Origin of the sequence: Ramlibacter sp., from assembly GCF_050250995.1 — a bacterium.
In the GTDB taxonomy this organism is placed as follows: Bacteria; Pseudomonadota; Gammaproteobacteria; order Burkholderiales; family Burkholderiaceae_C; genus Ramlibacter.
In genome coordinates, this window is the sequence record NZ_JBFWNP010000044.1 from 24145 (window position 1) to 42336 (window position 18192).

Consider the following 18192-nt stretch of genomic DNA (forward strand, 5'->3'; position numbering starts at 1 on the left):
CGCCGATCCATTGAAATGCCGGGGCGCGTATTCACTATGTTGCATACATTGCCGAATCGTGAATAATCGAACGACTCAGCCGGCGCGCGCCCTCGTGCCCCTCACGCCACTTCACGTACGACAGGAGACGGACTTGCAACACCCCATCCACGCCACGCGGCGGCACTTCCTCGGACAACTCGCCGGCGGCGCGGTCCTGGCCTGCGGAGCCACCCCGTCATGGGCCCAGGCCGGCGGCTGGCAGCCGCAGCGATCGATGCGCATCATCGTGCCGTCGACGCCCGGCGGCATCTCCGACACGCTCGCGCGAGTCGTGGCCGAGCACCTGTCGACGAGCTGGGGCAAACCGTGCGTCGTCGAGAACAAGCCCGGCGGCGGCGGCATCACGGGCAGCCAGGAACTGCTGCGCCATCCCGCCGACGGCCACACGCTGCTGACCTGCAGCCCCGGGCCGCAGGCGACCGCGTATTCGCTCTTCCCCAAGCTGCCGTACAAGGAAGGCGACTTCGCCGCCGTCTCGGGCATGGTCAAGATGCCCAACGTGCTGGTGATCCATCCGTCCGTGCCGGCCTACACCGTCTCCGAGTTCGTGGCCTATGCGCGGGCGAATCCGAACAAGCTGAACTACGGCGGCCCCATCGGCTCGAGCCTGCACCTCTCGGGCCTCTGGTTCAACCAGCTGACGCGCACGCGCGCGACGCACATTCCCTACCCCGGCTCCGCGCAGGCGGGCGCCGCGCTGCTCTCCGGCGAAATCCAGTTCATGTTCGACAACCTCGCGAGCTACGTACAGCACGTCAGGTCCGGCAAGATCCGCGCGCTGGGGGTGAGCACGGCCGAACGCAGCGCCTTGCTGCCCGACGTCGTCACGGTGAATTCGACGATGCCCGAACTCGCCGAATTCGAGGTGGCCACCTGGGTCGGGCTCGTGACCGCCGCGGGCGCGCCGCCCGAGGCGCTGGCCGCGATCAACTTAAAGGTGCGCGAGGCACTCGCGAAGCCCGCGGCCATCGACCGCATCAACGCCGTGGCGGGCCGCGCCGACTGGCAGCCGGTCGACAAGTACGACGCCTTCGTGAAGTCGGAGGTGCGGCGCTGGTCCGGCATCATCAAGCGCGCCGGCCTGCAGCTCGAGATCACCTGAGAAGCCGGGCGGAGGCCGCTACAGTCTCGTCCATGGACCAGATGACAGTCGGCAAGGAGGTCGGCGCGGTGACGCAGGCGGTGAACATCCTGCGCGCCATCGCCGACGCCGAGGCCCCCATGGGCGTGACCGCCCTCGCGCGCGCGGCGAACGTATCGCCTTCGACCACGCTCAACATCCTGCGCACGCTGATCGGCCAGAAGCTGGTCGGCTTCTCCGCGCACAACAAGACCTACCGGCTCGACGTCGGGCTGCTGGAGCTCGCGCGATCGCTGCTCAATAGCTCCGCGATGAACCTGCTGATGCCCGAGCTGCAGGACCTCGCGCGCCGCTTCGAGGCCACGGTCACGGTGTGGCAGATGCATGGCGAGCGGCATCTCCTCGTCGGCCGCGTCGTGCCCGAGGAGGGCGTCCACATCGAGTTCCCGGTCGCCAGCCGCGTGTCCGCGTATGCGGGCGCGACGGGCCGCATGATGCTGGCGCTCGGCCACTACAGCGAGGCGCAGATCCGCGCGGCCATCGAGGGCCTGCCGTGGAACGAGCCGGTGCCATTCGCCCGCTACCTGAAGGAGCTGAAGCAGGCGCGCGAGAACGGCTATGCCATCGACGCGGGACACCTGCTGCGCAGCGTGACGAGCGTCGCCGCCGCCATGGTCGACGTGGAGGGGAGGCCGCGCCTCGCGATCTCGCTGCACACGTTCCTGGGCCAGCATTCCCCGGCCGCGCTGAAGGAGCTCGGCGAGGCGCTGACGGCGATGTGCAGGCGCAACGAGGTGGCGATGTTCGGCAAGCGCGCCTAGGCAACCTGGCCGCGCGCCGATCGCGCAGAGTACGGAACGACCGCGCCCCGACGCGTCGACCCCGGCCAATGGCTGAGCTATAGTCGGCCGCGTCCTCCGGACGACATGTCCGGCTCGATTGCGGAGAGCGACATGGCGTTCTGCCTCTACTGCCGGGATACCAACCACGTTGCCGCCTCATGCCCGCGCATGAGGGCGTCGACGAAGACGATGGTGCGCGCGACCGCGCCGCCCGCGCCCATGCCCGTGTTCGCCGGCATGCGCGCCTCCACGCACCACCGGGTGCGGGTGGATGCGCTGTCGATGGCGCATGCGCCGCCCGCCTACACGGCGGCCGCTTCGGGCGGAGCCGCCGGGACCGGTGCGGCCGGTGCAGTCCAGCCGATGGTGCGGCAGCGAATCGTTCTCGCCAATGCGGCACGTGCCGTAAGCTCCCCAAGGGACGTCATGTCTGCCGCGCTGGCGGCCATCGAGTACGTTGCCCGCGAGGTGAGTGCCCCCAACATCGTCGGGAGACAAACCGCGAGGGCATCGAATCGGGCAGGTGCGGCCGCTTCCGCATCGCACGCGATGGGAGCTGCGTCAGCGGCAGCAGCCGCCTCGAAGGCGGCGGCGGCGGCGGCATCCACCGCGACCGCGGCCGCTTCTTCAGCGCCCGAGCCCGCATGGCAAAAGCTGTTCACCTTGAGGACGACCAACGCCGACGCGATTAGCGCACTCTTCGCCGCCGAGCGCCAGCGCTTGGAGCTCGACATCGTTACTCTGGCCCACGCGGCCCTGTCGGCGCACGTCGGCAATTGCCAGGAACAGGCCTGCATCGCCTACGAGTATCTGTTCGGGGCGTCCATCGGCCCGCTCAATCTGGTGTCCTTCGAGCGGGGTGACTTCAACCATGTCGTCGTGCTGATCGGCGACCCGTCGCGATGGCCTGACAGCGGGTTCGTCTGCGACCCGTGGGCAGGCATATGCGTGTCCGCGTCCCACTACAAGGCCGCGATGCACACCCGGATGCTAGCCTGGGACCGGGCCGGGACGAAGATCGGGAACCCGAGGGGCGCGGACGTCCAAGCGAGCCAGTGGTTCAATCAACTCGCCGGCGCGGGACTGAGAATCGGGCGGATCTGCTACTCGCAGCTGATGGAGGTGGATGGCGCCATGCATCCCTGATGCAGGTGGCGCAGGTGGCGCGGGTGGCGCGGGTGGCGCGGGTGGCGCGGGTGGCGCGGGTGGCGCGGGTGGCGCGGGTGGCGCGAATGTAGTCCTCGATACAACGCGTGCGGAGGGGCTGCGGCATAGTGGGCGGCATCGCCACCTTCTCCACGGAAATCGACATGGGCCTTCGCCTCGACCTGCCGGGCCTTGCCCGGCGCACCTTCATTCGCGCGGCCGCCCTCGGCCTGCTCTTCGCATCGAGCGCCGCGCTCGCCGCCTATCCCGAGAAGCCGGTCCGGCTGCTCGTGCCCTTCGCGGCCGGCGGGCCGACCGATCAGCTCGCGCGCAGCTTCGCGCAACGCCTGTCGAAGGAACTCGGACAACCCGTCATTGCCGAAAACCGCGTGGGCGGCAACTCCGTCGTCGCCATCCAGGCCGTGGTCCAGTCGGGCGCCGACGGCTACACGCTGGTCTTCGCGGGACAGGGTCCGCTGGTCGTGAGCCCGCAGCTTTCCTCGAAGATCCCGTACGACATCGAGAAGGACCTCGTGCCGCTGGGCGTCGTCGCCAACATGCCGCTCGTGGTGCTCGTCAATCCGTCGCTGCCGGCGAGCACGCTGCAGGACTTCGTGAGGCATGCCAAGGCGAATCCCGGCAAGCTGAACTACGGCTCGCCCGGCACCGGCAATCCGCTGCACCTCGCCGTGGAACTGTTCAACGCCGGGGCGGACATCAAGATGACGCACGTGCCCTTCAACGGCACGGCGCCTGCACTCACCGCCCTCATGGGCGGCGAGTTGCAGACCGTGTTCGACGTGGTGAGTTCGGCGGCGCCCTTCGTGAGTTCGGGCCGGCTGAAGGCGCTCGCCGTGACCTCCACGCGCCGCAGCGCGCTGATGCCGAACGTGCCGACCGTGGCCGAGAGCGGCATGCCCGGCTACGAGGCGTCGAGCTGGTTCGCGCTCGCCGCGTCGTCGAAGGCGCCCGCGGCCGTCCACCAGACACTGGCCGCCGCGACGCAGAAGGTGATGGCCGATGCGGAGTTCACGAGCGCCCTCGAGAAGACCGGCCTGCTACCCTACCCGCCCATGAACGCGCAGCAGATCCAGGGCTTCCTCGCGGAGCAGAAGGCGCGCTGGGGCGACGTGATCCGGAAGAACAACATCCGGCTGGATTGAGCCTCGGGCCGGGGTTGTCCTTGCGCACCGGGCGCAATGCGTGAAAAACCGGGGCAACCCCCTCCCCTAACGAATCGCGCGGCGCAGCAAAACTGTACTTCCGTCTCGAGTTGCGACTCCACGTCAGCGCCTCGAATTCGCGTTGAGTCGCGACATCACTTGAAATAGATTCGCATCCCATTCACGTGCGATGAATGCGATAGGGTCTCGCTGCCTTCGTTGCCTACGCACAGTACACAAAACCTAACCGATAGGTTATCATCTTGGGCAAGATCGCAACTGTCGGCGCAGCGAAGATCGTCGTGCGAACGCGGGACGAGCACTGCGACCCGCACGTTCATGCGTTTCACGAAGGCGAGGGGCGGGAGATGAGGATTTTTTTCTCGTACGTCTCATCGGCAGTCCTGCCCGAGCTTCCGCCGTTGGCGGGATCGCCGAGTGCCAGGCAGGTGCAGGCATGCATGAACAGGGTTACCGACAAGCTCGACGCATGTCGCGATGCCTTCTGGAATGCGGTGCAGAACGTGTGCCTGCGCAATCGCCATGTCGTCCTGCGTCGCGGCTACGTCCACGAGTCGACTGTGGGCACGCCAACCGCGTTGAAGGTCATGGCCGCGCACTACATCGCCGCTGCGAATTCGATCGAATTCAAGGCGCTGGGGCAGATCAAGACATTCACGGGCAGGTGCCCCTAGGACACGACATGACGACTGCACGCCGCGCATATACGAAACTGGACACCGGCGACATCAAGTTGCTGGCAGCGAGACATGTCCCCCCAGCTGCAAACCCATGGGCGGTCACGAGTGTGTCGATCCGCAGGGCGAAGGATGGCGCTCGACTCGTTCTTGTCTTCGACAGCGGAGACATGCTCGGCATTCCGCTTGCGCTCGTTTCCGAACTCGCGGGCGCAACGCGCGAACAGCTGCAAGAGCTGCGGCTGAGCCCCGCGCGAGACACGATCATTGCGGACAAAGTCGATGCCTACATCAGCGTCAAGGGACTGATCCGGGACTACGCGAGACAGGTGCCGCCGTTCGCCGATCGCATGGGCGCCGTGTCCGCGGCACGAGCCGGGGCGAAGTCGAGCACTGCCAAGCGTCTCTCATCGGCCGAAAACGGCAGGAAGGGCGGCCGACCGCGACGAAATGCCACGGAACATGCGGTAGCGGCAAAATCTTCTCGCGCGCGGAAACCTGCAGCGAAGTCCTGACGGCGCTCGGGTCGAACGGAGAACACTCCACACTGTGGAACATCTGCTCGGCAACGCCATTGTCGGCGTCGAAGTTCCCTGCCTAGACTGCGCCGGAACAACGAAGGAGACGCCATGATCACCCGCCGCCAGACCCTGCTTCTCGCCGCCGCCGGCGCCGCGCCCGTGCTGAGGAACGCGCACGCACAGGACGCGTATCCGTCCAAGCCCATCCGCCTCGTCGTGCCCGTCAACGCGGGCACCGCCACCGACCAGATCGCGCGCTACATGGCGACCCGGCTCGGGCAGGTGTGGAAGGCGCCGACGATGGTGGAGAACAAGATCGGCGCGAGCGGCATGATCGCCACCGACTTCGTGGCGAAGTCGCCGGCCGATGGCTACACGCTGCTCGCCACGTACGCGGTCCACTACAGCAACCCCTGGCTGATGGACAAGATGCCCTACGACGCGCAGAAGGACTTCGAGCCCCTCGTCAAGCTCGCGAACTCGAAGCTCGTTTTCATCGTGCCGACGGATTCGCCGTATCGCACGCTCGGCGACCTCGTCGAGGCCGCGCGCAAGAACCCCGGCCAGATCACGTATGGCACCGCCGGCGTCGGGACGATGGGGCACGTGTGCGCCCTGCGGCTCGCTTCCATGGCGAAGATCGACCTGAAGCACGTGCCGTACAAGAGCTCGACCCAGCCGATCACCGATGCGGTGTCGGGCCAGGTGAACCTGACCATCACCGGCATCGCGGGCGCCATCGGCCTCATCAAGGCGGGTCGCCTCCGGCCGCTCGCCACCACGGGCATCAAGCGCTCCGGCACGCTGCCGGACGTGCCGACCGTCGACGAGGCCGGGTACAAGGGCTACGACGTCACTTCGCCCGTGTGGATCATGGCGCCCGCCGGCACGCCGCGCGTGGTCGTCCAGAAGCTGTCGTCGACCATGTTGCAGATGGCGCAGCTGCCCGAGTTCAAGGACCTGTGCGCCGCCCAGGGAATGGATGCGGAACTCGAGGACGTCTCGGGTCCGCGCAATCCGGCCACGGCGGAACTGCGGCGCTGGAAGGAACTGATCGCGCTGACGGGCGCGAAGAGCGGGAGCTGATCGGCACCCGGCAAGCGGGCGAAGAAAAAAACGCCACCCGAAGGTGGCGTGGGAAGATCACTTCAACTCGCCCGCTTCTCGCTTCAGCCGCGCCCAGCGGTTGAAGTCCTTCTCGAGCGCGTCGCGGAAGGTGCGGCCGTCCGAGAACACCGCCTTGTTGCCGCCCTGCAGCGACATCTTCACGTAGCCCTCGCTCTCCACCGCCTTCTTCAGCGCGTCGGCCAGCTTCTGGATGACCGCGGCCGGCGTGCCGACCGGCGCCACGAGGCCGTTCGCGCCTTCGTACTCGAAGTCCTCGATGCCCTGCTCCGCGACGGTCGGAATGTCGGGGAACATCGTCGAGCGCACGCTGCCGCCGGAGGCGATCACGCGCAGGGCGCCCGACTTCGCATGCACGCCGGCCTGCGAGGCGTCGGTGATGATCATGCCGATGCGGCCCGCCATCACGTCGAGCAGCGCGGGCTGGATGCCCTTGTGCGCGACGTGCGTGACGTTGAGTCCGCGGCGCTTGGCGAACACCGTCATCACGATATGGCTCGGGCTGCCGTGGCCCGAGGACGTGTAGGGCGCACCGGGGTTGGCCTTGTAGTACGCGATGAGCTCGGCCATGTTCTTCACGTCCATGGTCTTCGGATTCACGACGATCACCGTCGGCTGCACGATGGTTCCGCCGATCGCGGTGAAACGCTTGTCGATGTCGAGCGGCTTGTCGGTGGCGAGCAGCGCCACCGTCGTGACGTTCGGCATCAGCAGCACGGTGTACCCGTCGGGCTTGCTGTTCGCGAGCGCCTCGAGCCCGATGAGCCCCGTGGCGCCCGGCCGGTTGTCGATGAGGATGTTCTGACCGAGCGTCGCCGACATTTCCTTGCCGAGATAGCGGCCGATCGAGTCGGTGGGCCCGCCCGGCGGGAAGCCGACGATCATCTTGATGGGCTGTTCGGGGTAGCCCTGCGCCCACGCGCGCGCGAAGGGCGCGGCGAGCAACGATGCGGTGAACAGCCGGCGGCTGGAATTCATGAGATTGTCTCCGTAGAAGTGTCGAGGCGAAATCGTGACCGCAGGATAGCGAGGACCGGGGGGCCGCAGCCTTCGGATTTTCACGGGTCACCTGCACCTGCACGCGCCGTCGCTCTACCATCGGCCGATTCCGATCGGAATGATCGATCCACACAACGGGGGTATCCCGGATGAATCGAAGCCCCAGCGCATGGCGAGGCCCCGAACTCGCGGCGCGCGAAGACGAATGGATCCATCGCCTCACGGCGGACGAAGTCGCCGAGCTGGAGGACGCGCACGCGCAATGGCGCGCTCGCGGAGCCGGGACGATGGAGACGATGACGCGGCTCGACTTTCCTCTGCCGCGCTTCGGCCGCGTGCTCGCCGCGCTCGGCGAGGAGATCGAATCCGGCCGCGGCTTCGGTTTCCTGCGCGGGTTGCCGGTGGGCCGCTGGGGCGTCGAGGCGTCGCGCGATATCTACTGGGGCCTTGCCAACCACCTCGGCGCACCGGTCCGGCAGAACGCGCGCGCGGAGCGTCTCGTCAAGGTGCGCGACGAAGGCGGCGCCGAAAAGGCGACGTCGCGCGCGCCGCAAAGCCGCAGCAACCTGAACTTCCATTCCGACTTCTGCGAGGTCGTGGGCCTGCTGTGCATCAACGCCGCAAAATCCGGCGGCGTGAGCCGCATCTGCAGCACGCACGCCATCCTGGAGCGCATGGAAGCGGAACACCCGGAATATCTCCCGGTCTTCGAGCAAGGCTTCCATTTCTTCCGCAAGGGCGAAGAAGCCGTCGGCGAGCCGCCCGTCAGCGCGCGCCGCCTGCCGATGCTGGACCGCAGCGGCAAGCTGCCGATGTTCCTGTACTGGCCGGGCTTCGCCACGCAGGGCGCGCATTTCAGCGGCGTGCCGCTCACCCAGCTCGAGAAGGATGCGCTCTCCTTCGTCAACCGCGTCGCCTGCGATGCGAGCTACCACCTCGACACCCATTTCCAGCCGGGCGACGTGCAGTTCCTCAACAACTACCGCATCACGCATTCGCGCACGGAGTTCGAGGACTGGCCCGAGCCCGAGCGCCAGCGCTATCTCGAAAGGATCTGGCTGCGCACGTCCGAGCCGCGCAATCTTCCGCCCGGCTTCACCGACCTGCACGGACCGAACTCGCTGCTGGAGGGATTCCCGATCGTGCCGCCGGAACTCGTCGCAGAACGCGAGCTTGCGCTGCAGGCGCTCTCGCAACGGCTCGCGGCCGGGGCCGCGCCGCAGATGTACCTCGGCTCGTCCGGGCCGCTCGAGATTTCCGGGTCCCCGGCCGCGGGCCGCTAGCGCCAGGCGTTCAGTTCGCCAGCAGCTTCAGTTCGCGCAGCAGCGGCACGCCCACATCGCGTCCCTGCGACATGAGCCGGCTCATGTCGGAAGGCGAGAAGTATTTCGGCATGAGGCCGGTCGGCTCCACGGCCTTCCTGAAATCGGGGTCCTCCACCGCCTTGCGCAGCGCGTCGTGCAACACCTTCACGCGGTCGGCGGGCGTCTTGCGCGGAAGCGCCAGGACCAGGACGCTGTTGAACGGCGCGGTGTTGCGGATGCCCTTCTCCTCCGCGGTCGGCACGTCGGGATACTCGGGCAGGCGTTCCTCGCCGAACACGAGCACGATGCCGAGCGAGCCGTCCTTCAGCTGGGGCGCGAGGCCGGAGACGGCCACGATGCCGCTCTTCACGTGCCTGCCCAGCACGGATTGCGCGATCTCGTTGCTGCCCTTGAAGTTCACGTGCGTGACGTCCAGGCGCGAATGGCGCGCGACGATCTTTCCGAGCAGGTCGGGCGCCGAGCCGTTGCCCGATGCGCCGTAGTCCATGGCGCCCGGCCCGCTCTTCGCCTGCGCGACGTAATCCTCGTACTTGCGAAACGGCGCATCGCCGCGCACGAAGAGCACGTGCTTGAACTGCGTGTAGCCCATCAGCACCCCGATGTCCGCCGGGTCGAAGGGCATCTTCTGCTGCAGCACCGTGAGGCTCAGGAAGCCGTCGGTGGTCATCGCGATCGTGTAGCCGTCGGGCTCCGCGGCCGCCAGTTCGCCCATCGCCACGGCCTGCGAGGCGCCCGGCTTGTTGACGATGACGAGCGGCTGGCCCACGTGCCTGCCGGCCACGTTCATCAGCGCCCGCAGCGAGATGTCGGGCGCGCTGCCCGGCGGGAAGCCCACGAGCACGCGAATCGGCTTCGACGGGAATCGCTCCTGCGCGGCGGCCGGCACGGCGGCGGACCCCAGCAACAGGCCCGCGATCAGCAGGGACAGGACGCGCTTCGAACGGTGGATTCGCATGGTCTTCTCCGCGGCACAAGTGAAATCATTCGGCCTTGATGCCGGTGGCGCGCACCAGCGTCGTCCAGCGGTCGAGCTCGCGCCGGATGAGCGCATCGACCTCCGCCGTCGCGAGCGGATTCGGCTCGATGCCGAGTTCGCCCAGGCGGCGGCTCGTCTCCGGCATCTGCAGGATCGTGCCGATGTCGCGGTGCATCTTCTCGACCACGTCGCGGGGCGTTCCGCCCGTCGTGACCACCGCGAAGAAGCTCTGGACGTTGAAGCCGGGCACGACGCCGAGTTCGGACACCGTGGGAATGTCCGGCGCCAGCGCCGAGCGCTTCGCGCCGGTCAGCGCGAGCGCCTTCAGCTTGCCGGCCTTCACGTGGGGCAAGGCCGAGTACAGCGGATCGACGAGCAGGTTGACGCGGCCCGACATCACTTCGGGATAGGCCATGGCGCTGCCGCGGAAGGGCACGTGCAGCACGTCCACGCCCGTGGTGTGCTTCAGGAGCTCCATCGACAGGTGCAAGGCGCTTCCGCTGCCCGGACTGGCGTAGCTGAACTTCTTCGGCTGGCTCCTGATGAGGGCGATGGCCTCCGGCAGCGTGTTCGCCGGGAAAGACGGGTTGGCCGCGATCAGGATGTTGGAGACGCCGAGGACCGCGACGCCCGACAGGTCCTTCGCCGTGTCGAAGGGCATCGTGCGCAGGCTCGGGTTGATCACGTGCGATGTGGGCACGACCGCGATCGTGTGGCCGTCGGGCGGCGCCTTGGCCACGATGTCCGTGCCGATCACGCCGTTGGCGCCGGGCTTGTAGTCGAAGACGACGGGCATGGACCACATCGCCTGCAGATGCGGCTGCAACAGCCTCGCGAGCGTATCGATGGGGCCGCCGGGCGACGACGGCACCACCAGCGTGACGTTGCGCCGCGGAAAACCCTGCGCTTGCGCAGGAAAACCCTGCGCTCGCGCAAGGGACGGGGCGGAAAGCGCAAGGGCTGCGGATCCCAGCCGGGCCATGAGGTCGCGACGATGCATCTCGGCTGACTCCTCGGGTTGCGAAGAACGTGATCGATCTTCTGCAAATCCAGTGTAGTCAGTATTATTCGTCGATGATCGTCGAAAAAATCGAACCGCTTGCGCTCAAGACCGAATCGTGGTCGCTCGTGCTGTGCCGCGTGACGACGACGTCCGGCATCGTCGGCTGGGGAGAGAGCCTGTGCCTCGGCGCGTCGATGCAGCAGGCGCTCGTCGCCACGCTGCGCGATGCGATCGCGCCGCACTACATCGGGAAGTCCGCGGCGGACCGCGATGCACTGAATCTGGACATGCGCCGTCGCTACGCGAGCTTCGGCCGCGCCGGAACGGTGCTCAACGCCCTGAGCGCCGTCGACATCGCGCTGTGGGACATCGCGGGCAAGAGCGAGGGCCGGTCCGTGTCCGACCTGCTGGGCGGCGCGAAGCGCGCGAGCGTGCCGCTGATGGCGAGCCTGGCCAAGTGCGACGACAAGGCCAAGGTGCGGGCGCGCCTCGAACAGGCCCTGGCCGCGGGCGTGAAGGCGGCCAAGGTGCATGAAGCGAACTTCGACGTCATCGAGGAAGCGCGTGCCGTCGTGCCGCGCAAGATGCCGTTCATCGTCGACAGCAACAACGCGCATACCCTGGCCGACGTCCGCCGCGACGAGGCGCGCTGGCGTGCGCTCGGCCTTCTCTTCTTCGAAGATCCGTTCTGGCCGCCGGAGGATCTGCTTTCGATGGACGCGATGCCGGGCGTGCCCTTCGGCATGGGCGCGGACCTCGGCTCGGCGGAGCAGATTGCGGTGTATGCGAAAGCGCCGGCCATCGCGGTGCTGCAGCCCGACGTGTGCATGCTGGGCGGAATTGGCGAAGCGCGCCGCGCCGTGAAGGTGATCGAAGCCGCCGGCAGGACGCCGGCGCCGCACACGCCCTTCATCGGGCCGGCGGCGCTCGCGTCATTGCACCTGCTCGCGACGGCCGAGGAAGAGAATTATTTCGCAGCGCTCGATCCGCTGGACGGGCGCGACCTGTACGGGAAGGAATTGATCCGCTGGCGTCCCAGCATCGACGTGCCGACGGGGCCGGGGCTCGGGTGGGAACTCGATGAAGGGCTGCTGCGGCGGTATGCTTGCTGACCCGTCGATGAACGGGACGAAAGCCGACGAATGAGCCTGCACGATCTGCCCGACGGCCTCGTCGCCGTCGTCAAGCGCGACTGCCCGACCTGCGTGCTCGTCGAGCCCGTGCTGCGCCAGCTGGCCGCGGCCGTCCCCGGTTTCAGCGTCCTGACCCAGGACGATCCGCGTTTCCCCGAAGGCCTTGCCGGTGTCGTCGACGACACCGCGCTGGAGCGTTCGTTCGCGCTGCGGATCGAAACCGTGCCGACGCTGCTGCACCGGGCGGCAGGCAGCGAGACCGCGCGCGCCATCGGCTGGCACCGCGGCGAGTGGGAGGCGCTCAGCGGCATCGCCGCCCTGGGCGCCGGGCTGCCCGACCAGCGTCCCGGCTGCGGGTCGCGAAACGCGGACCCCAACATCGCCGACGAACTGGCCGTGCGCCTGGGCGCCGTGCGCTTCGACTCGCGCACCGTCGATCTCGGCGATGACGAGGACGAGCACGAGGCCTGCTTCGACCGTGGCTGGACGGACGGCCTGCCCGTGGTGCCGCCCACGCGGGTGCGCGTGCATCGCATGCTGCAAGGGACGCAGCGCGACCCGAAGGAGGTGCTGGGCCTCATGCCGTCCGACCTCGAGCCCTGCACGATCGAGAAGGTCGCCATCAATGCCGTGATGGCGGGATGCCGTCCCGAGTACATGCCCGTGCTGATCGCGGCCGTTGAGGCCGTGCTCGACGAGGAGTTCGCGCTGCACGGCGTGATCGCGACCACCATGTACATCGGCCCCATCGTCATCGTCAACGGTCCGGTGCGCAAGGCCATCGGCATGAATTCGGGCGTCAACGCGCTCGGCCAGGGCAACCGCGCGAATTCGACGATCGGGCGCGCGCTGCAACTGGTGATCCGCAACGTGGGCGGCGGCAAGCCGGGCGGCGTGGACCGCGCGACGCTCGGCAACCCCGGCAAACTGGGCCTGTGCTTCGCCGAGAACGAGGAAGATTCGTGCTGGGCGCCGCAGTCGGTGGAGCGCGGCATCGAGCCGGGCAAGTCCTCGGTCACGGTGTTCGCCGGCTTCGGCGTGCAGGGCGTGGTGGACCAGGTGTCGCGCACGCCGGAGTCGCTGGTGCGCAGTTTCGCGGCCTGCCTGGGCGCCATGGGTCATCCGAAGCTGTGGGCGCCGTTCGACGCGATGATCGTCGTCGTGCCCGAGCATCTGCGCGTGTTCCGCGAGGCCGGCTGGTCGCGCGAGCGTTTCGTCGCCGAGCTCATGGCGCTCACCACGATCCCCGCCGAGCATGTGCTGGCCGGCGCAGGCGGCATGGCGGTCGGCGCGCCCGAATCCACCCGCGGCAAGATGCTGCGCAAGCTGCGCGAAGGCGGCGTGTGCGTCGTCCACGCAGGCGGCGGCGCAGGGTTGTTCTCGGCCATCCTGCCGGGCTGGGGTCCCCAGTCCCAGTCCCGGATCACGACCAAGGAAGTGAGGCACTGACATGACGACACTGCTGGACCCCACCGGCGAACACGAGGTCGCGGCACGCGCGCAATCGCCCCGCCCCGCCTCGCTCGACGCCATCGCCGTCGGCGTGCTCGACATCGGCAAGCCGCGTGGCGACGTGTTCATGAAGCGCGTGGCCGAGCGCCTGGAAGCGCGCGGCATTTCGGTGAAGCGCTATGCGAAGCCCGGCCCGAGCCGCGTCGCCGTACTCGAGACGCGGCAGCGAATGCGGGCCGAGACGCAGGCGGCCGTCATAGGCCTCGCCGACTGAGGCTCCTGCGTGTCGTGCAGTGTGCATGACGCCAGGAATCTCGATGGCCTCGGCATCCCCTCGGTCATCGTCGCCACGACGGAATTCGTGCAGGCCGCGCAGGCGCAGAGCGAGTCGCTCGGGTTCGAGCCTGCGATGGTGTGGGTGCCGCATCCGATCCAGGACCGCACCGACGAGGAATTGAACGCGCTGGCGGATCGCGTGCTGGAGGAGATCGTGGCGAAGATGACGGCGGGCTGAGACACGGCGCGCCTTCGCCCCGTAGTGCCATGGGCTAACCCTCGCTCGCCATTCTCTTCAATCGTTCGGCATTCGCCTCGCAGATCCGTCGGAATGCGGTCGAGATGCGATCGTCATCCGCGGCCGCGCGCCAGAAGAACTCCGCAGCAGGCACCGCCCGCGCCCAGGCCGAGCGTTCCGCCGGCAGCGGCAATGCGGGCTGGAATGCGCGCTCGGGCACCTCCACGCCGCGTTCGGGCGCATAGGTCATCGGAAGCATGTCGTACGCCGGGGCAAGTTGCAGCCCGGGGCGGAACGACAGGTTGCCGTCGTGCATGTCCGTGTTTCCGATCAGCCGGCCGAAGTGCCAGAGCAGCTCGATCCTGTCCTTCGTGTCCCGATCGACATGGCCTGCGGCTTCGAGGGCCTGGGCACCGGCGCTCCACCCTGCGCCGGCCATGCCGAAGAGCGCGGCATTCAATGCGAACCAGGAGCAGACCTGCGAGCGACCGTGCGCCCCGTGCCTGTCGAAACGCTTCACTTCGAGAAAGGTTCTTCCGCCGAACTTGTGGATCGCGCTGTCCGCCGCGTCGACCTTCAGGCGATCTCGCAATGTCCGAGCGGCCAGATGCTCGCAGACCAGGAGGTCGCTCCACCGGAGGGTACCGGGCGCTTCGTCCGAACCGGAGAATTTCACGATGACGTGCGCGTACTCGCCGCGGGTGCGTCTCACCGCGGTGAATTTGGGAAACTCTCCGCCGGCGGAAGAACCGGCAAACCGGTCCTGCATCGCCTCGGCCGCAAGTCCGGGGTAGGCGCGATCCAGCTCGTCGTCGGCAATCGACGGCGGATCGTCCTGCCGTCGATTGAACCACTCACGCAGCGCGGCTTCGCCGACGATGTACGCCCCAGGCTGGTCGGACCCAAGGACAGAAAGCGAGTGCAGGACGTCGTCCTCGCTCCACTGGCGCGGATCCGTGGAGACCTGGAGCAGCGCGGCATGGACCCGTGCGAAGCTGCGCCCCAGGAAGCCCTGCGGACGCATGTCCTCCATGGGATACGGAAGCCCATCGAACCACCCGTCCTGCATCGCCGGATCCAGGGGCCAGGCTAACGCAGCCCTGAACGCAACGGCGGTGCCCTGGGGTTGGAGAGGCGTGAGGGCGGCGACTTCCTCGACCTTCGCATTCGCATCGATCGAATAGAGGGGGTAGTCCCGCAGGCCACCCCGGACGGCCCTGCGGGCTGCATAGGCCGTGCGGCGAGCGCGTCCCCGAACCACGATTTTGGAGTCCAGGGCATGAACCGCACGCGTCAAGGTTGGACGACTGATGCCGAGACGGCGCGCGACCTCCCCGGCGGGAAGCCGCCCCCAGGTGCGGACCAGTCGGAGCAAGTCATCCGGCACAGACATGAAACGATTCTAGACCGTTATTTTTTCTGACCTCTCATCGTGGATGGATCACCACCAGAGCTTCAAAAATGAAACGATTTTCGAAACGATTCGATCAGCGGCATGCGAAGCCAGCTCGAACCGTCCCGGCCCCTCGCCTCTAACCGGCCTGCAGCACCCGGATCAGCGCATCGATCACGTCCTCGCCGTCCGGCGACTTCAGGCGGTGGCGCTTCAGGGTCTGCGTCAGCTCGCCCGAGCCGAGCACACGGTGATTGGCTCGAATCAGCAAGGCGGCAATGGCGCGCTGCGCCGGCAGGGACTTGGCGAGCGGGAACATCCGCGCGATCTCGCGCAGGCTCTCGGGATCGGACACGCGCTGCTGCGCCAGCGTCTCGATCGCGCGCACCTGCGACAGCGAAGCGGGCATGCGTCCGATGGCGGTCGCGACGGCGCGCACCTCGGCCGCATCGACGAGCGGGCGCTGGCGCAGGTAGGCCCGCGCGATGTCGATCTCTTCCGGGTCATGGCTCGTGACGGCGCGGACCACACGCTCGCGCGCCTGCGCGCTGCCCAGGCAGGCGAGCGCAGCCGCCGGCGCGACCTTCGCGTACTTCAGCGCGCCGCCGAGCAATGGCCGCACGGCGGCATCGTCTTCGCCGCCGCGCGTGCAGGCGAGGTTCACTTCCTCCATGCCGAGCGCATCGCGCGCCATGCGCTCGCCGATCATGCGCACGAACTCGGCCTGCTCCTGGACGGGCGTGAGCCAGCCCAGCCGGGTGGCTAGCGCCATCATGCGCGTGCGCATCGCGGGTTCGTCGGCGTCGCGTGCAAAGGCGAGGTAGCGCTCACGCGACGCATGGTCGGCGGCCACACGCGCGAGAGCCTCGGCAGCATCGGGCCTCAGCGTTCCGGCCACGCCCAGCGACGACATGAACCGCTCCATGTCGCCCAGATGCATGCGCACCTCCGGCATGTCGCGCTTGAGCATGTCGTGGAAGAAGGCAAGCTTGTGGGCGGGCGAGATGCGGTCGTCAACGAAACGGCAGGCGTCGGCGCGCGCTCGGGCCTGGGGCTCGCCGTCGCGCAAGCCCGCCGTCACCGTCATCGAACTGGGACCGAAGAGGCTCAGCAGTTTCTGACTCACCTGGCCGCTGCCGATTTCTCCCGGCGGCGCCGTCTGGAAGTATTTTTCGAGCAGCGGCCCCGCGTACTTGCCGAGCGGCGCCTTGGACGAGAAGCCGTAGATGACCGGCACGTCCTTGAAGATCTGGCGCATGCGGTCGCGGTTGCTTCTCGCATGGGTGTCGCCCAGCAGGGCGGAGAGGCGCGCCGCATCCGACGGCGATTGCCCCGAGCGCAGCAACGCGCGGGTGATGTCCGCGCCGGCGACCTGCCGCGGCTCGGTCTTCAGCGTGTTGCAGCCGAAGAGGTACACCTCTTTCAGTTGCGAGAACACGCCGGGGCACGAGTCGCTGCACGAAGTGCGCTCCATCTCCAGCACGGTGAGGTATTCGCTGACGTCGAAGCGGTCGGTGTAGAACTCGTCGCCATCGTCGAAATGGCCCGAGATCACGAGCGAGTCGCACTGCACCTTCTGCTCGCATGCCGAAGCGAGCCAGTCCTTGCGGCCACGCTCCACCAGCTCGACGAAGTTGTAATCGCCCGGCGGAAGGTTGCGGCGGAAGGTCTCCTTCTCGTCGGGCGAATTGACCGTGATGGTGCAGATGGTCTTGGGCGCGGCGCTTGCCGCAAAGGGCAGCGCGGCGGCGAACAGGCTGGCGGCCAGCGCCAGGCCGCGGAAGGAGGACGACATCATGAACAGGTACTGCAGGTGCGAGGTCGACGCGCCCGCGACTGAAACGACTTGCGCGGGCCGCGTCAGTATTGCACGGCTATCGCTACCTGCTCAGCTGTTACACCACGGCTCAGCCAGCGTGCGGCATGCAAGCGACTGATCAGGACAGGCTCTGCATCTGCGCGATCAATGCGTCCACCAGCGTGTCGCCCGACGAGGCACGCAGGCGGCTTTCGCGCAGCGTGCGCAGCAGCTCCGGCGACTTCACCGAACGGTCGGCTCGGATCAGCACGCCGGCAATCGCGTTCTGCACGGCCATCGACCGAGTCTTCGCGAACAACTGCTTCAGGGTGTCGACGCTTTCGTGGTCCGAGAGATAGTGCCGGCCGAGCACGTCCAGCGCGCGCGTCTGCGCCTCCGGCGCGTTCATGCCTGCGACTGCGCGCGTCACCACGCGCAGCTCGGACGCATCGGTGAGGGGCCGCTGGCGCAGGTAGGCCTGCGCGATGCGCACGTCGGCATCGGACGGGCTCGCCAGGGCTTCGAGCACACGGTTGCGCGCACCGGCGTCGCCCAGGCACGCCATCACCGCCGAACGTCCGACGTCCTGCACGGCGGCGCCTTTGGAGGCAAGCGTCGCCGCCGCCTCCGCGAGTTCGCCTCGGTTGTTGAGCGTGCAGGACAGGTCGACATCCGGTGCGCCGATGTCTTTGCGGGCCATCAGCTCGCCGAGCAGGCGCACGTCCTCCTCGCGGCGCTGCTGCGGCGACAGCCAGGTGAGGTCCTGCGCGACTTCGAGCAGTCGGGCGCGCGTGACGAACTGGTCCGCGTCGCGGGCGAAGGAGAGGAACCGCTCGCGCGAACCGCTGTCGTTCGCTGCCTATTCCACTGATCGCGGGCACCCATTCCACGCGATGGCGGGCAGCGTTCCATCGTGATCGCGGGCAACGTTCCGCCGTGATGGTGGGCAGTCGCGCGTGGCCCGGAGTGACGGTGGAATCG

The 18192-nt window shown here is 67.9% G+C and carries 17 protein-coding genes; 11 read left to right on the forward strand and 6 right to left on the reverse strand.

The window, feature by feature from the left end; genetic code table 11:
* Positions 1–133: 133 nt before the first annotated feature.
* From AB7E83_RS21710 to AB7E83_RS21740, 7 genes are all read left to right on the forward strand, one after another.
* A complete protein-coding gene (locus AB7E83_RS21710; RefSeq protein WP_428572903.1) occupies positions 134–1144 on the forward strand; it encodes a Bug family tripartite tricarboxylate transporter substrate binding protein in 1011 nt (336 codons plus the stop codon).
* A gap of 32 nt (positions 1145–1176) precedes the next feature.
* Positions 1177–1944 (forward strand): IclR family transcriptional regulator, encoded by a 768-nt coding sequence (locus AB7E83_RS21715; protein WP_428572904.1) that lies wholly within the window; start codon positions 1177–1179, stop codon positions 1942–1944.
* Positions 1945–2049: 105 nt separating this feature from the next.
* Positions 2050–3111 (forward strand): hypothetical protein, encoded by a 1062-nt coding sequence (locus tag AB7E83_RS21720; RefSeq protein ID WP_428572905.1) that lies wholly within the window; start codon positions 2050–2052, stop codon positions 3109–3111.
* A 164-nt stretch (positions 3112–3275) separates the two neighbouring features.
* Entirely contained in the window at positions 3276–4274 is a 999-nt protein-coding gene (locus AB7E83_RS21725) for a Bug family tripartite tricarboxylate transporter substrate binding protein (RefSeq protein ID WP_428572906.1), read from the forward strand.
* A gap of 263 nt (positions 4275–4537) precedes the next feature.
* A complete protein-coding gene (locus AB7E83_RS21730) occupies positions 4538–4969 on the forward strand; it encodes a hypothetical protein (protein ID WP_428572907.1) in 432 nt (143 codons plus the stop codon).
* An 8-nt stretch (positions 4970–4977) separates the two neighbouring features.
* A complete protein-coding gene (locus AB7E83_RS21735) occupies positions 4978–5487 on the forward strand; it encodes a DUF2442 domain-containing protein (RefSeq protein WP_428572908.1) in 510 nt (169 codons plus the stop codon).
* A 114-nt stretch (positions 5488–5601) separates the two neighbouring features.
* Positions 5602–6579 carry a Bug family tripartite tricarboxylate transporter substrate binding protein gene (locus AB7E83_RS21740; RefSeq protein WP_428572909.1) on the forward strand — a complete coding sequence of 326 codons (978 nt, stop codon included), beginning with the start codon at positions 5602–5604 and terminating at the stop codon, positions 6577–6579.
* A gap of 57 nt (positions 6580–6636) precedes the next feature.
* Here AB7E83_RS21740 and AB7E83_RS21745 read toward each other — a convergent pair whose 3' ends face one another.
* Entirely contained in the window at positions 6637–7596 is a 960-nt protein-coding gene (locus tag AB7E83_RS21745; RefSeq protein ID WP_428572910.1) for a Bug family tripartite tricarboxylate transporter substrate binding protein, read from the reverse strand.
* A 170-nt stretch (positions 7597–7766) separates the two neighbouring features.
* On the opposite strand from AB7E83_RS21745, the gene AB7E83_RS21750 reads away from it, so the two are divergent.
* Positions 7767–8900, forward strand: a complete 1134-nt coding sequence (locus AB7E83_RS21750; RefSeq protein ID WP_428572911.1) for a TauD/TfdA family dioxygenase — start codon at positions 7767–7769, stop codon at positions 8898–8900.
* 10 nt (positions 8901–8910) lie between these two features.
* Here AB7E83_RS21750 and AB7E83_RS21755 read toward each other — a convergent pair whose 3' ends face one another.
* On the reverse strand, positions 8911–9897 hold the full coding sequence (locus AB7E83_RS21755) for a Bug family tripartite tricarboxylate transporter substrate binding protein (protein WP_428572912.1): 987 nt from the start codon (positions 9895–9897) through the stop codon (positions 8911–8913).
* Between the two features lie 25 nt (positions 9898–9922).
* Positions 9923–10918, reverse strand: coding sequence for a Bug family tripartite tricarboxylate transporter substrate binding protein (locus tag AB7E83_RS21760; protein ID WP_428572913.1), 996 nt, complete (start codon positions 10916–10918; stop codon positions 9923–9925).
* A 74-nt stretch (positions 10919–10992) separates the two neighbouring features.
* Between AB7E83_RS21760 and AB7E83_RS21765 the strand changes: the two genes are divergently transcribed.
* Genes AB7E83_RS21765 through AB7E83_RS21775 form a run of 3 tightly spaced genes read left to right on the forward strand, consistent with a single transcriptional unit; the run spans position 10993 to position 14020 of the window.
* Positions 10993–12033, forward strand: coding sequence for a mandelate racemase/muconate lactonizing enzyme family protein (locus AB7E83_RS21765; protein WP_428572914.1), 1041 nt, complete (start codon positions 10993–10995; stop codon positions 12031–12033).
* Between the two features lie 30 nt (positions 12034–12063).
* Positions 12064–13503, forward strand: a complete 1440-nt coding sequence (locus AB7E83_RS21770) for a hypothetical protein (protein WP_428572916.1) — start codon at positions 12064–12066, stop codon at positions 13501–13503.
* Position 13504: 1 nt separating this feature from the next.
* The gene (locus AB7E83_RS21775; protein ID WP_428572917.1) at positions 13505–14020 is read left to right on the forward strand and encodes a UGSC family (seleno)protein; all 516 of its coding nucleotides are present in this window, start codon (positions 13505–13507) and stop codon (positions 14018–14020) included.
* Positions 14021–14054: 34 nt separating this feature from the next.
* Here AB7E83_RS21775 and yjjJ read toward each other — a convergent pair whose 3' ends face one another.
* The 3 genes from yjjJ to AB7E83_RS21790 form a co-directional block, all read right to left on the reverse strand.
* Entirely contained in the window at positions 14055–15413 is a 1359-nt protein-coding gene (gene yjjJ / locus AB7E83_RS21780; protein ID WP_428572918.1) for a type II toxin-antitoxin system HipA family toxin YjjJ, read from the reverse strand.
* Between the two features lie 139 nt (positions 15414–15552).
* On the reverse strand, positions 15553–17211 hold the full coding sequence (locus AB7E83_RS21785; RefSeq protein WP_428572919.1) for a hypothetical protein: 1659 nt from the start codon (positions 17209–17211) through the stop codon (positions 15553–15555).
* A 139-nt stretch (positions 17212–17350) separates the two neighbouring features.
* The gene (locus AB7E83_RS21790) at positions 17351–17911 is read right to left on the reverse strand and encodes a hypothetical protein (protein WP_428572920.1); all 561 of its coding nucleotides are present in this window, start codon (positions 17909–17911) and stop codon (positions 17351–17353) included.
* Positions 17912–18192: the final 281 nt, after the last annotated feature.

Excerpts from the sequence above, each read along its gene's own strand:
- yjjJ (WP_428572918.1), bottom strand. The coding sequence starts at position 15,413 with ATGTCTGTGCCGGATGACTTGCTCCGACTGGTCCGCACCTGGGGGCGG.
- AB7E83_RS21790 (WP_428572920.1), bottom strand. The coding sequence starts at position 17,911 with ATGGCCCGCAAAGACATCGGCGCACCGGATGTCGACCTGTCCTGCACG.
- AB7E83_RS21720 (WP_428572905.1), top strand. The coding sequence starts at position 2,050 with ATGTCCGGCTCGATTGCGGAGAGCGACATGGCGTTCTGCCTCTACTGC.
- AB7E83_RS21735 (WP_428572908.1), top strand. The coding sequence starts at position 4,978 with ATGACGACTGCACGCCGCGCATATACGAAACTGGACACCGGCGACATC.
- AB7E83_RS21740 (WP_428572909.1), top strand. The coding sequence starts at position 5,602 with ATGATCACCCGCCGCCAGACCCTGCTTCTCGCCGCCGCCGGCGCCGCG.
- AB7E83_RS21745 (WP_428572910.1), bottom strand. The coding sequence starts at position 7,596 with ATGAATTCCAGCCGCCGGCTGTTCACCGCATCGTTGCTCGCCGCGCCC.
- AB7E83_RS21770 (WP_428572916.1), top strand. The coding sequence starts at position 12,064 with ATGAGCCTGCACGATCTGCCCGACGGCCTCGTCGCCGTCGTCAAGCGC.
- AB7E83_RS21715 (WP_428572904.1), top strand. The coding sequence starts at position 1,177 with ATGGACCAGATGACAGTCGGCAAGGAGGTCGGCGCGGTGACGCAGGCG.
- AB7E83_RS21760 (WP_428572913.1), bottom strand. The coding sequence starts at position 10,918 with ATGCATCGTCGCGACCTCATGGCCCGGCTGGGATCCGCAGCCCTTGCG.
- AB7E83_RS21725 (WP_428572906.1), top strand. The coding sequence starts at position 3,276 with ATGGGCCTTCGCCTCGACCTGCCGGGCCTTGCCCGGCGCACCTTCATT.
- AB7E83_RS21785 (WP_428572919.1), bottom strand. The coding sequence starts at position 17,211 with ATGATGTCGTCCTCCTTCCGCGGCCTGGCGCTGGCCGCCAGCCTGTTC.
- AB7E83_RS21765 (WP_428572914.1), top strand. The coding sequence starts at position 10,993 with ATGATCGTCGAAAAAATCGAACCGCTTGCGCTCAAGACCGAATCGTGG.
- AB7E83_RS21750 (WP_428572911.1), top strand. The coding sequence starts at position 7,767 with ATGAATCGAAGCCCCAGCGCATGGCGAGGCCCCGAACTCGCGGCGCGC.
- AB7E83_RS21755 (WP_428572912.1), bottom strand. The coding sequence starts at position 9,897 with ATGCGAATCCACCGTTCGAAGCGCGTCCTGTCCCTGCTGATCGCGGGC.